This is a genomic window from Lactococcus nasutitermitis, assembly GCF_018403765.1.
GTDB classification, from domain to species: Bacteria; Bacillota; Bacilli; order Lactobacillales; family Streptococcaceae; genus Lactococcus; species Lactococcus nasutitermitis.
The window spans coordinates 264,198-277,178 of record NZ_BOVQ01000005.1 but is presented as its reverse complement, the minus strand read 5'-3'; the positions used below and the strand labels follow the sequence as shown (position 1 = coordinate 277,178).

The 12,981-nt window shown below is 37.2% G+C and carries 11 protein-coding genes and 1 pseudogene; 3 read left to right on the top strand and 9 right to left on the bottom strand.

Features of this window, described 5'->3' with window-relative positions:
• The first annotated feature begins 128 nt into the window (after positions 1–128).
• Both KJS36_RS07275 and ntdP read left to right on the top strand, forming a co-directional pair.
• Positions 129–1,019, top strand: coding sequence for a metallophosphoesterase (locus KJS36_RS07275; protein ID WP_213536149.1), 891 nt, complete (start codon positions 129–131; stop codon positions 1,017–1,019).
• 164 nt (positions 1,020–1,183) lie between these two features.
• Positions 1,184–1,714, top strand: a complete 531-nt coding sequence (ntdP, locus tag KJS36_RS07270; protein WP_213536146.1) for a nucleoside tri-diphosphate phosphatase — start codon at positions 1,184–1,186, stop codon at positions 1,712–1,714.
• A gap of 88 nt (positions 1,715–1,802) precedes the next feature.
• Here ntdP and KJS36_RS07265 read toward each other — a convergent pair whose 3' ends face one another.
• The 3 genes from KJS36_RS07265 to KJS36_RS07255 form a co-directional block, all read right to left on the bottom strand.
• Entirely contained in the window at positions 1,803–2,594 is a 792-nt protein-coding gene (locus tag KJS36_RS07265) for a formate/nitrite transporter family protein (RefSeq protein ID WP_213536144.1), read from the bottom strand.
• Between the two features lie 123 nt (positions 2,595–2,717).
• Entirely contained in the window at positions 2,718–4,334 is a 1,617-nt protein-coding gene (locus KJS36_RS07260) for an ABC transporter permease (protein ID WP_213536141.1), read from the bottom strand.
• Positions 4,335–4,345: 11 nt separating this feature from the next.
• Positions 4,346–5,230, bottom strand: a complete 885-nt coding sequence (locus tag KJS36_RS07255; protein WP_213536139.1) for an ABC transporter ATP-binding protein — start codon at positions 5,228–5,230, stop codon at positions 4,346–4,348.
• A 130-nt stretch (positions 5,231–5,360) separates the two neighbouring features.
• Between KJS36_RS07255 and KJS36_RS07250 the strand changes: the two genes are divergently transcribed.
• Positions 5,361–5,930, top strand: coding sequence for a TetR/AcrR family transcriptional regulator (locus KJS36_RS07250; protein WP_213536137.1), 570 nt, complete (start codon positions 5,361–5,363; stop codon positions 5,928–5,930).
• A 9-nt stretch (positions 5,931–5,939) separates the two neighbouring features.
• On the opposite strand, the gene whiA is transcribed toward KJS36_RS07250, so the two are convergent.
• From whiA to KJS36_RS10950, 6 genes and pseudogenes are all read right to left on the bottom strand, one after another.
• Positions 5,940–6,857, bottom strand: coding sequence for a DNA-binding protein WhiA (gene whiA, locus KJS36_RS07245; protein WP_213536136.1), 918 nt, complete (start codon positions 6,855–6,857; stop codon positions 5,940–5,942).
• Positions 6,854–7,837 carry a YvcK family protein gene (locus KJS36_RS07240; RefSeq protein WP_213536135.1) on the bottom strand — a complete coding sequence of 328 codons (984 nt, stop codon included), beginning with the start codon at positions 7,835–7,837 and terminating at the stop codon, positions 6,854–6,856. Before KJS36_RS07240 ends, whiA begins: the two co-directional genes overlap by 4 nt.
• Positions 7,834–8,721, bottom strand: a complete 888-nt coding sequence (gene rapZ, locus KJS36_RS07235) for an RNase adapter RapZ (RefSeq protein WP_213536134.1) — start codon at positions 8,719–8,721, stop codon at positions 7,834–7,836. Before rapZ ends, KJS36_RS07240 begins: the two co-directional genes overlap by 4 nt.
• 77 nt (positions 8,722–8,798) lie before the next feature.
• Positions 8,799–10,178: an RsmF rRNA methyltransferase first C-terminal domain-containing protein gene (locus KJS36_RS07230; protein ID WP_213536133.1), complete on the bottom strand. Its 1,380-nt coding sequence runs from the start codon at positions 10,176–10,178 to the stop codon at positions 8,799–8,801.
• A gap of 87 nt (positions 10,179–10,265) precedes the next feature.
• Positions 10,266–11,717 (bottom strand): cardiolipin synthase, encoded by a 1,452-nt coding sequence (cls, locus tag KJS36_RS07225; protein ID WP_213536131.1) that lies wholly within the window; start codon positions 11,715–11,717, stop codon positions 10,266–10,268.
• A 103-nt stretch (positions 11,718–11,820) separates the two neighbouring features.
• A pseudogene (locus tag KJS36_RS10950) lies at positions 11,821–12,912 on the bottom strand (PTS fructose transporter subunit IIC); the annotation flags it as partial.
• Between the last annotated feature and the right edge of the window lie 69 nt (positions 12,913–12,981).

Sequence of the window (12,981 nt, the reverse complement as noted above, 5' to 3'; positions counted from 1 at the left end):
CCTCCAAGTGTTTTCTTTTGACTTTGTCAAAAGAAAATGCGGTATTTACGTAGTAAATATAGCATTTTGAATTTTTTTATCAGTCGCCTTGACTTTCAATGACTGGCTCTTTTTGCTAAAATGATTAAATGAGAAAAAAATTAGCTGTTATATCAGATTTTCATATGGATATCAACCATTTTTCGTTAAATGATTTGGCGGTTTTTCGCAATGTTTTGCTGGAAAATGCTGTGACAGATGTTCATTTTGCTGGTGATATGTCCAATGATTTCCATCAGTTGACGGAACCTTTTTTGACAGAACTATCAAAAACTTTTTCAGTTACTTTTAATCTGGGAAATCATGATATGGTTACTTTGTCAGAAAATGAAATTGAACAGTCAGATTTTCAGGTCAAATGGTTTGGAAATACCGCTTTTGTCAGTTTTCATGGCTGGTATGATTATTCTTTCATGGAAAAAATTGATGTCAAAAAAATCGAACAATTTAAACACAATTTTTATTTTGACAGAAAAATTCATCGTGATTTTGATGATATTATCACGACAGAAAATATTTTGACAAAACTGTCAAAAATCTTGTCAGGTCTTGCTGCTAAGCGAATTATCATTGCGATGCACTTTGTGCCAGAAAAACATTTTATCATCAATACACGCTACGAAAAATTTGCACGGTTCAATGCTTATCTCGGTTCTGAACATTTTCATGAGATTTTCATGAGATTTCCAGAAATCACAGATGTCGTTTTTGGTCATGCGCATCATCGGATGCCCCCGCAAAAAATCATTGAGAATAAGCACGCAATCAACTATCATGCACGTCCGCTAGGTTATCCTTACGAATGGCAATTAGTCAGAACTTTTTTACAAAAATTTCCTCACTATCAAATTGATGAAGCTTGGCAACTTCGTCAGCAATACAAAGCTGTCAAAGATTTGACAGACTGGCAAAATTTCCGTCAAAAACATTTGGCTGAGGAATTTCGATCTGCTCTCACATTTTTCGACTTATCTGATTAAAATTATTTTTTGACAGTTTTGCCACAAGGCTAAAGAATTTATTCTCATTCTGTCAAAAAATTCTAATCAAAAACTCATAAAAAACAAATTTCCCTCTGTCAAAATTTCGTAAAAAGTGGTATAATATCAAATGAGAACTTTGAATTCGAGAAAGTGAGACAGCCTTGAAAATACCCAAAGAAGGCGACTTTGTCACGATTCAAAGCTATAAACATGATGGGAGCCTGCATCGCACTTGGCGCGATACCATGGTTCTAAAAACAAATGAAAATTCAATTATTGGAGTAAATGATCACACACTTGTGACTGAATCTGACGACCGTCGTTGGGTGACACGTGAGCCTGCGATTGTTTATTTCCACAAAAAGTTTTGGTTTAACATCATTGCTATGATTCGTGAGGAAGGCGTCAGCTACTACTGCAACCTAGCGAGTCCCTTCGTCCTTGATAACGAAGCGCTGAAATACATTGATTACGACCTTGACGTAAAAGTTTTCAAAGACGGCGAGAAAAAACTTCTTGACGTTGAAGAATACGAGCGCCACCGACGTCAAATGCACTATCCAAAAGAAATCGACCACATTTTAAAAGAAAATGTCAAAATTCTTGTTGATTGGATTAACAATGAAAAAGGACCATTTTCCAAAGAATACGTTGATATTTGGTACAATCGTTATCATCAATTAAAAAAATAGCCTTTTGACAGGCTATTTTTCTTGTAAATTTTTTGACAGGGTAAAATAAATTCTCTAGCATTTTTGACAGTTCTGTCAAAAAAATTTTTTAATCCTGAACAAGCTCTTGCGCTTCTCTCATCTGACGACGGTAACCAAGTGTATAAAAACCTGCCACAAGAATAGCTCCACCAAGCACATTTCCACTATAAACGAGAAGGAAATTGCGGATAAAATCAAGCCAAGTTGCACCATTTTCAAAAATCGCCGCAGGAATGACAAAAGCATTTGCCACGCTGTGCTGGAAACCAATCGCAACAAAAGCCATGACAGGGAACCAAATTCCCAACAATTTGCCTGCTGCATCTTTTGCTCCATAGCTCATCCACATCGCAAGTCCAACAAACCAGTTACAACCGATACCTGACAAAATCGCCTGATACCAGCTGACAGACAGCTTTGTATTCGCCAAATTGAGCAACTCTGTCTTGTAAACGCCAGCGCTCGTAAGTCCAAGCAAGTGTCCAAAAATAAAAGCAACGAACAGCGCCCCAAGAACATTAAATAAAGTAATCACCAACCAATTTTTTACCAAATCAGTGAACTTCACTTTTTTAGCAAAAAATGACACTGAAACAGCGGTCATATTTGACGTAATCAATTCCCCGCCAGCCATCAAAATAACAATCAGTCCAATTGGGAAAACACTCGCACCAATAAAACTCGCCAAACTTCCAAGTTGCTCAGCAACACTTGCTACCACTCGGATATAAAGCAAGTAGCCAAAAGAAATCATTGCGCCACCAATAAAACCAAGTACCGCTTTTTCTATTAACGGACGCTTCACTTTCTCTTGTCCGTGGTGGATAGTAGCGGCTAAAATCTCTGCTGGATTCATCATTCGAAAAATACTCCTAAAGTAAGATAATATAATGTCGTAAAAATAACAACTCGTTTATTTTATCACAAAAAAGTAAAAAAGTCAGAAAGGCAATAAAAAAAGCTACCAAAATAGCTTTTTTCTTTATCCTGCAATCAAATCCCGTCTCCGATAAGCAACCAAGCCAATGAGAACAAAGACAACAGCCAATATTGCAATCACAGAAACATTTCCCCAACTCATCGACTCAGTCGCAAGTTTTGGAATATGATAGAAAACGTCCAAATCATGCACCCAGTCAGGAAACTTAATAATACTACCAATATAACTCATGAAAAATGTAAATGCCACATAAATCCAAATAAAAGCTGAAAATCGTGGTAGCAATGCCATGAGTAAGCCAAGCAAGCCCAAGACAAAGAAGATTGCAACAACATAAACCATTCCCGGCTTCATCACTTCAGCAAAGCTCAGCGCATGACTACTTCCCAACTGCGCCAGATAAATACCAAGCGAAGTCAAAAACATTGCTAAAGCCCCCAAAATCCAAGCAATAAGCGTATAAGTCAGATAAACTTTATAACGACTAAGTGCTGTCGCATAAATCTGCTCTTGCCGATTTTTACGCTCCTCAGAAACCATGCGTGACAATGAAGTAATCGCAAAGCAAGTCACAATCACCGAAATAATCACAAATAATGTTGAAAGATATTGTTTTGTCATCATCAGCGCACCAGCTGTAGGACTGACCGCAAAAATTTGACTCACTGTTGTAGAACTCTTGATAAACTTACTGATTTGCCCAATCATAGAACCATACACAAATCCAAGAATAAACAAACCTGCTATCCAACCAATGATTGCGCCACATTGCTGACGCAAAACTAAACCAGGAAAACTAAGTAAAGTTTTTGAAGCTCTTGCTTTACCATTTCCCTCTGGAATGTAACCCGCATTGACATCTCGAGCATTTTCTAAAAGATAAGCAAATACAATCAACACAAAACTCAAAACAAGCGATAAAACAATCGGCAGCCAGTTATCTTTGACAAAAACATCCGTCAAATATGACCATGACAAAGGATTAAACCAACCAGCACTGACATTTTCAATATCCGTTCCCATCCGAACAATATAAAGCATTCCCAGAAGTCCGAAAGTCGCTCCTTTTGCCGAGCCAGCATTTGAGAAAATCTGCGCCAAAACAAGTGCAATCATGCCCCACATAAAACTCTGTACGCCGATCGAACTCGCAAAGAGTAGATTACTAGAAAAATCCGTCATTCCAGCAATATTTTGTACTTGAATAACCAATGCAAGTACAAAACTAATCAGAACTTGCAAAGCAAAAGTTTCAATAATAACAGCTGTCGTATTTGCCAATTTCCCAACTTGAAAAGAGCGAAAAAGTTCAGCAATTCCATCATCTTCTTCCTTACGTGTACGATTTATCACATAAATAACCGAAACAATGATAAAAGTAATGGATGTAATCAAAGGCATGGTATTTCCAAAAGCTGCGGCTGCCGTAAAATCTGTAGGATGTTTAACAGTTGTCGGACCAAAAAGTCCAACCAAAGCAGGATTTTGGAACATATCAAACACACTCACTGACTGTGCCGGAGATTGCATCAGAGTCACAAACTTGCCAGCACCAGAAGCTGCAAACGCAAGTACAGCAAGGAGCCAAAAGATAAGTTTGAGCCAATCTCTTTTTAAAAGTGCTGCTAACATCGAAAAGCTCTTTGTTAAAGCTTTCATCTCAAACCTCCCTATTTTTCTTCATAATGGTGCATAAAAAGTTCTTCAAGTGTTGGTGGCGTACTTTCAAGCTTAACCACACCAAGTTTTGTCAAATAAGTCAAAATGCTTTGTACCTTATCCGAATCTACCTGAAAAGTCGCTGTATTTCCTGTGATTTCAAGGTCATAAATCCCTTCAACTTCTTTTAAAGTTTCAGGATTTTGTAGAGTTTCCACATGAAATGTATCTCGCGTAAAATGTCGCAAATCTTCAAGGGTTCCTGTATCAACAATCTCGCCCGCACGGATAACCGCTACTCGGTCTGCTAGTTTTTCAACTTCAGATAAAATGTGACTTGATAAAAGAATGGCTTTTCCTTCAGCTTTTAGTCTGCCTACTTCTTCTTGGAACACAGATTCCATCAGTGGGTCCAGTCCTGAAGTTGGTTCATCGAAAATGTAGAGTTCAGCTTTACTCGCAAGTGCCGAAATCAAGGCAATTTTTTGACGATTTCCCTTAGAATAGCTGCGCGCTTTTTTCTTTGGGTCAAGTTCAAACTTCTTAATCAATTCATCACGTTTTGCTATGTCAGGACTTCCTTGCAATTTTAAGAAAAGGTCAATGATTTCTCCACCTGTGAGATTTCCCCACAAATAAACATCTCCTGGAACATAAGCGATAGATTTGTGAATTTCTATCGCATCGCTCCAAACATCTTTTCCAAAAATCTTAGCTGTGCCCCCTGTACTTTTTATAATGCCCAAAAGTGTACGAATTGTTGTTGATTTTCCTGCACCATTTGGTCCAATATAACCCAACACTTCTCCAGCATTTACATCAAATGTGACGTTTTTTAAGGCTTGAAATTTGCCAAAGTTTTTTTGAAGACCTTTTACTTCAACCATTTTTGCCATATTTTTCTCCTTTGATATGAGATTTTTCTCATAAATTGAACTATTCTTATATTTATAGTTCATATTGTACTATTTTACTTGAAATAGTTCAAGTAAAAAGTTATAATTTAAAGTAGAAAAGGTTAAGAAAATGAATCAGACAGAAAAAAAGAAAAAAGCTATTTTAGAGACAACATTTCAATTATTAAATGAGAAAGAAATTAAAGATATTACCATTGATGAAATTGCTCAAAAAGCTGTGGTATCAAAGGTTACACTCTTTAAATATTTTAAAAATAAGAATTATCTTATGAATCTTGTTATTTTAAATGCTTTTGAATTTATGACGCAACAAATTCAAGAAATTATTGGAAGCAGTCTTGATTTTGAAGCTACTTATCGCGCGATTACAGCGATGAAACTTGAACAAGTGAAGCGATTTAGCCTTATTTTTCAGGAAAATCTGATGACACAATATACGATAAGTCCTGATTTTTTTGAGATGGAAAATATCCAGATGACGCAACTTGATATTTATCGGAGTTTATTTCAAAAAGGATATGCGGAAGGGAAAATCGCAGCTGATGTCACTGAAGAAGATTTTTTATTTATCCTACATATCTTTACCGAGGGAATGAAAGGGATTGAAGCGAATTTTTTATTTGAAAAAGCAGAATTTTTAACGCGTTTCTTTCTCAATGGATTTAAAAAAGAGGAATAATTCCTCTTTTTATTTTTCAATCTGTTTTAGTTCATCTGCTGTGGCAATGAGTTTGCGTAGGCGATGATTCACTCCTGACTTTCCAAGTGGTGGTTCAAGGAGATTTCCTAGTTCTTGTGTTGTTAATTCTGGATTTTTGAGACGTAATTTTGCTATATCAATCAAGGCTGGAGCTAGATTTTCCAGTTCTTTTTTCTTTATCAGAAATTCAATAGCTGTGATTGCTTCTTGTGAAGCACTGACGGTTTTCGCTATATTTGCATTTTCAAAGTTTGACTGTCGATTAGCTAAACCGCGCATTTCGCGAAAAATCTTTGCTTCTTCAAACTTTAAGCGTGCTTGAATTGCACCAATCAAGGTTAAAAAATCTATGATTTCTTCTGCCTTTGTCAAATATACAATGTAACGATTTTTTCGAGAAATAACTTTTGCATTTAACTCAAAATTTTTGAAAAGCTGTTGCAAATCTTCTGCGTGTTCCTGATAAACACTGGAAATTGAGAGTTGATACTCTCCTTTTTCAGGATTGTGTAATGTACCTGTCGCCAAAAAAGCGCCACGTAGATAATCAATTTGCATTCGCTCATCTGTATTTACAAAGTCTGGAATCCCACTATCCATCATCAAAGAATCCGCAAGAGATAATTCATCTAAAAGATTTTCTACTTCTTCATCAATAAAAACGGAATAGACGCGATTTTTGGAGAGAGTTGTTTTTTGATGCACACGAATTTCAGCGCGCAAACCATAAAGTTCTAAGAGCATTTGGTAAATATACTTGGCAATAGCTGCATTTTCTGTCGTAATAGACAAAGTCAGATTGCCCGAAATTCCAAGAGAACCATTCATACGAATGAGCGCTAATAATGTCCCTGTCGTAGCTAGATTTTTTGTCAGTTCTTTTTTTGTCTCTGACGTAAAACTCAAATTTTTACCTCTTGTCTGTGACTGATAGCAATAATCTCTCTAGCAACTGCTTCTCCGTCATGAAATGCGCCACCATCACGTAATTTTAGAAGATTATTAGAAACCACTGTGACGTTCTCATTTTTTAATCCTTTGAAATTATGCTCAACTTGTACGAGATATTCATCAAATTTATTAGTGTTCATATAGCTTTCTGGGACTTTTTCAATATTTACCAAAACGGTATCAATAATTGATGCACCGATATGTTCGTGCAGGACACGTACATGGTCAGCATCTGTAAAATGCTCGGTTTCACCGCGCTGCGTCATGATATTGCAGACATAGACAATCTTTGCTTTTGTTTTTAAAAGAGCGTCACAGATTTCTGGAATGACGATATTTGGTAAAATAGAAGTAAATAATGAACCTGGGCCAAGTACGATTGTATCTGCTTCCATGATAGATTTCACAACATTTTTTGAGGCAATCGGTGCATTTCCTGTTTCAGTTTCTGTCAAATAAACATGGTCAATAATTCCTACATAATCCGCAATATGACTCTCTCCAGCGACTTCATGACCATCTTTGAAAACAGCATGAAGGGTGAGTGGACTGTCTGAGGAAGGATAAATATTACCTTCAATATGGAAAAATCGCGATAAGGTCTGAATGGCTTTATAAGTGGAGCCTTGCATTTCACCGACAGCAGCAATAATAAGATTTCCCAGAGGATGACCAGCCAACGGCCCATCTGCTTCATCAAAACGGTACTGCAAAATATCGGCATAAAAACGTGGCATATCACTCATTGCAATCAAAACATTGCGCAAATCTCCGGGAGGTGCGATATTGACGGCTGAGCGCAAGCGACCTGACGAACCGCCATCATCTGCAACAGTCACAATCGCTGTTAAATCAACATTTTCTCTGCGCAGAGAATTTAAAATCACAGGAATGCCTGTTCCTCCGCCAATAACGACTATTTTAGGTTTACTCATGAGCGATTTACCGTTTCTTTCCTTTTATCCTTATCCCGATGGCTGGTATTGAGATGCCAATCATCTTTTAATGCTTTGGAAACTCGTTCAGCAAAAGCAACGGAGCGATGTTGTCCTCCTGTACAGCCAAAGGCAATCGTCAGCACAGATTTTCCTTCTTTTTGATAGGCTGGCAAGATAGGTTCTAAGAGTTTCATGAGATTTTGATAAAAATCTTCTGATTCTTTGTGGTTCATCACATAATCATAAACTTCTGAATCCTGTCCTGTTTTATTTCGTAACTCAGGAACATAATGAGGATTTGGTAAGAAACGCACATCAAAAACGAGGTCTGCATCTAATGGAAGACCATATTTGAAACCAAATGACATAATTTCAATCCGAAAAGGTGAATTTTCATTTGTTGAAAACTCTTGTAAAATCAGTCCTCGCAGGTTACGCGGTGTCAAATCTGAGGTATCAATCACAACTTCTGCAAGATTTTTCAAATCATTGAGAATTTCACGTTCTAGCTGAATGCCATCAAGTACACGCCCATCAATAGCAAGTGGATGACTACGGCGCGTTTCTTTGTAGCGTGCAACAAGTTCCTCATCTCCTGCATCCAAAAAGAGAAGTTTGAAACTGACATTTGGCTGATCGGACAGTTCGGTAATCAATTCACGCATATGGTCAAAAAAGACGCGAGAGCGCATATCTACAACCATTGCGACTTTATCAATCGTGTTTGTCGCTGTGTTTAACAACTCGACAAATTTCTCAATCAGACTTGGTGGCATATTATCAATCGTGAAATAGCCCATGTCTTCAAAGCTCTGAATAGCAACGGTTTTCCCTGCGCCAGACATTCCTGTGATAATCACTATATTTAAATCTTTTTGCATATTTTTTCCTTTCATTTATGAAAATTTTATGTGAAATAATTTTTGACAGACTTGTCAAATCTTATTTTCTTTGATAATTATGAAAAAAATCTTAAACCTTTTGGAAAATAATTTTTGACAGTTCTGTCAGTTACTTTTGCAAAGCCAATTCCATTATTTTTGATTGCGAGTTGAACCCAGCCATTATTAATATTTTTATCAGTTTTTATTTCTTCACCTGCAACATATTTTTTGAATTGTTCTTCATCAATCTCTAATGAATTTCTTACTTCTTCTGTTGATAAAGTAAGTCCAAGTGCAAAACTTGGCTCAAAACGATTTTTCTTGAAAGTCCCCAAATGAAGTCCATTACGCGCAATCTTTAAAGTTGACAAATCAGGTAAATCTATCGGAAGCAAATAAAGTGCTTCTCCAAAAACTTGTAATTTTCCTTTTGACAAGTCTGTCAGTAAATTTTTCTTAGAAAATTCTTGCCAAAGTCTCATTTGCTCGCTCGTCAGTTGCGATTTGCTAGTGCTGTCAAACTTATTTTTGCCTTGTTTTTTGCTCTTTTTATTATCATTTTTTTTGACAGAAGTATCAAAAATTATTTCCTCATTTTTATCAATAAATTTGGCAACAAATTGACCTTCTCCACGAAATTTATGAGGCCAACAACGGATAACTTCGGGCATATTTAAGCCTGATGATAATCCATTCGTCTTAGGAATATTGACCAACTGTAAATCTGGATAATTTTCTAATATCCAACTCACATTATTCTCATTTTCTTCAGGCGACCAAGTGCAAGTGGAATAAATCAACTGACCAGCAGGAGCAAGCATTTTTAGAGCTTCCGCAATAATTTCTCGTTGAAGTTGCGCGCATTTTTCAGGATAATCAGCACTCCAATACTGCACAGCGCTCGGGTCTTTACGGAACATTCCCTCACCAGAACAAGGAGCGTCAAGAACAATCATATCAAAATATCTAGGAAAAACTTTCGCTAAATGTGCCGGACTTTCATTCAACACAACAACATTTTTTGCGCCAAAACGTTCAATGTTTTCTGTGAGAATTTTACTTCGTTTATGAGAAATCTCATTTGAAACTAATAATCCTTCATTGCCCAAAAAACTAAGTAGATGTGTTGATTTTCCTCCAGGTGCTGCACATAAATCTAAAACTTTCATTCCTGGTTTAGGCACCGCCACTTCCCCTACAATTTGCGCAGCAGGTTCTTGCGAATAGACCATTCCTGCAACGTGTTCAGCTGATTTCCCAGAAATTTTTCCATAATAGCCAAAACTTTCATTTTCAATTTTGACAAAACTGTCAAAACTATTATCTGCTAACTTTTTCAAAGGATTTATCCGAAAAGCAGTCACAGCTTCTTCATCAAATGAAGCCAGGAAATCTGCGTACTCATCTCCCAAAATATTCTCATATTTTTCTAAAAATTTATCAGGTAATTTCATCAAAACCTCATTAAATTAAATTTGACAGAACTGTCAAATTTAAAATTTCATATATTTTTCATTTTGACAAGTCTGTCAAAAATAATTTTACAACATCGGCGAAATCAAACGCGCCAATCCTTCTTTAAAACGAATAAAGAAACTCCGCTCCTCATAACGCTCCAGAGTTAACGCTTTGCTCAATTTCAAATCTTCCAAGAATTTCCGTCGCAAATCCTGCGCAATATCAAAATCATACAGCACAACATTTGCTTCAAAACAAAGTTGCAAACTCCGATAATCAAAATTCGCTGAACCGACAGACGCATATTCCCCATCAATAATCAACGTTTTCGCGTGCACAAAGCCATTTTCATAAGTATAAACTTTCGCACCAGCTTTCACCAAATCCGCAGAATAGAAATAAGTCGCCCAATAAACCAAAGGATGGTCCGGTTTATTCGGAATCAATAATTTCACCTGAACACCCGACAAAAGCGCCAATTTCAGCGTTTCATGCAAGGCATCCGAAGGAATATAATAAGGCGTCTGAATAATAATCTCCCGCTCAGCTCCAGAAATCATCTTCATATAAGTCAACTTAATCTGCTCTTTAGCCTCATCAGGCCCCGAAGTCACAAACTGCGAAGCCACTTTCCCCTTGCCAATCGAATCAGGAAAATAACCTTCCCCCTGCGTAATCTCAAAATGATGTTGACTATTCCAATCCAAAATAAAGCGATGTTGCAAAGAATAAACAATATCTCCCGTCAAACGCAAATGATTATCCCGCCAATAACCAAACTTCTTCGTCACCGACGCATATTCATCTCCAACATTAAAACCACCCGTATAACCAATCACACCATCAATCACAACAATTTTACGGTGCAAACGATAATTCGTCCGCGGATTGATAAGTGGCAAAATCAATGGGAAAAATGCCACGACATGACCACCCAAATCAATCAATTCCTTAAAATATTTTAATTTTGTTCGATTTGACCCCCAAGCATCAAATAAAACACGCACTTCCACACCACGTTTACGCGCCTCAATCAATGCCTGATAAATCTCCTGCCCCAGATTATCCATCCGAAAAATATAATATTCCAAATGAATATGATGTTTCGCCTGAGCAATATCTGCCAAAAGTGCATCAAATTTTTTACGCCCATCACTGAAAATCTTAACATCTGTATTTGCCGAAATAATCGAATTTTCCTCAGCATAAAGCATATTCATCATTTGACCGATTGCATGATTCTTACGCATTTTCTTCACAAAATTTGGGTCTTGCAAAGTAACCTCTGTCCGTTTAAGCTGCTTCTCAAAGCCAATTTGAAATCTTTTTCTATCCTTAAAAATTCGATAATGTGATATCCCACGACCAATTAAAACATACAAAATGAAACCAAATACAGGCAAAACATTAACCACAAAGAGCCACGACCACGTTGCAGCCGTACTTTTTCGCTCCCGAAAAATAATAACAAAAGACAGCAAAACATTCAAAGTAAAAATAAAAAGTTCAAAAATAGCTAGAAAATTGAAATTCATTGTTTTTCTCCTTACCATATTATAACAAAAAAACACCATCAATACTCATTCCACCAACAAAAAAATCCCTCGCCACAAGTGACGAAGGAACACGAAATTAAAATTATTTTGTCTTTTTCAAAGCACCGAACAAAACACCAGAAACAATAGCACCAATCACGATAAACAAAAGATACAAGATAGGATTATCGGTTAAAGCAAGAACAAAAATTCCGCCATGAGGAGCCATCAGTTTAATATCAGCAAGTCCAGTCAAACCACCAGCCACAGCTGCGCCAATCATAAAACTAGGAATAGCACGCGCAGGGTCAGCTGCCGCAAAAGGAATAGAACCCTCTGTAATAAAACTAAATCCCATTACAATATTAGTCAAACCAGAATTACGTTCTTCTTTAGTAAATTTATTTTTGAAAAGTAATACTGCAACCGTAGTCGCAAGTGGAGGAACCATCCCCCCCGCCATACAAGCCGCCATAACCACAGAACCACCATGAGCCACTGTTGCTGCTAAAGTTCCAGTTGCAAAGATATAAGCCGCCTTATTTATTGGTCCCCCCAAGTCAATCGCCATCATTCCGCCAATGACAAGCCCCATTAACACAGCAGACGAGCCTGATAAACCATTCAAGAAATTTGACAAAGCTGTATTAATATCTGCCATCGGAATATTGATAAATAGCATCAAAAATCCAGTAATGAACGTTCCAATCAAAGGATAAATCAAGATTGCTTTTAAACCGTCCAAAGATTTTGGCATTTTTCTTGTCAAGTGACGAAGCAATAAAATCACACCACCAGCTAAAAATCCACCAACTAAAGCACCCAAAAATCCAGAAGGAATCATTTTTGTAGGATCAAGTTTCCCAAAAGCCAATCCACTCGCTGCCATAGAACCAGCAACAAATCCAGCAACAAGCCCTGGTTTATCCGCAATAGAGTTGGCAATGAAACCAGCTAAAACAGGAAGCATAAAGGCAAAAGCAGCACCACCAATATTCTTAAAATAAGCCGCAAGCGGATGATAAACACCGAGATTTGCCAACTGACTATGTGGCACCCCCATTGCTTGGTCAATCAAGAAAGCAAGAGCAATCAAAATTCCACCACCTACAACAAAAGGCAACATAGCAGAAACTCCCCCCATCAAATGCTTATAAAAAGCTTTTCCAAATCCACCAGCACTTTCTTCATTCTGAACAACTTCTCCATCTGCTTCAAAAATAGGAGCAGTTCCAGCTAAAGTCGCCTCAATCAACTCTTTTGG

Excerpts from the sequence above, each read along its gene's own strand:
- KJS36_RS07275 (WP_213536149.1), top strand. The coding sequence starts at position 129 with ATGAGAAAAAAATTAGCTGTTATATCAGATTTTCATATGGATATCAAC.
- KJS36_RS07265 (WP_213536144.1), bottom strand. The coding sequence starts at position 2,594 with ATGATGAATCCAGCAGAGATTTTAGCCGCTACTATCCACCACGGACAA.
- KJS36_RS07260 (WP_213536141.1), bottom strand. The coding sequence starts at position 4,334 with ATGAAAGCTTTAACAAAGAGCTTTTCGATGTTAGCAGCACTTTTAAAA.
- KJS36_RS07255 (WP_213536139.1), bottom strand. The coding sequence starts at position 5,230 with ATGGCAAAAATGGTTGAAGTAAAAGGTCTTCAAAAAAACTTTGGCAAA.
- KJS36_RS07250 (WP_213536137.1), top strand. The coding sequence starts at position 5,361 with ATGAATCAGACAGAAAAAAAGAAAAAAGCTATTTTAGAGACAACATTT.
- KJS36_RS07240 (WP_213536135.1), bottom strand. The coding sequence starts at position 7,837 with ATGAGTAAACCTAAAATAGTCGTTATTGGCGGAGGAACAGGCATTCCT.
- rapZ (WP_213536134.1), bottom strand. The coding sequence starts at position 8,721 with ATGCAAAAAGATTTAAATATAGTGATTATCACAGGAATGTCTGGCGCA.
- KJS36_RS07230 (WP_213536133.1), bottom strand. The coding sequence starts at position 10,178 with ATGAAATTACCTGATAAATTTTTAGAAAAATATGAGAATATTTTGGGA.
- cls (WP_213536131.1), bottom strand. The coding sequence starts at position 11,717 with ATGAATTTCAATTTTCTAGCTATTTTTGAACTTTTTATTTTTACTTTG.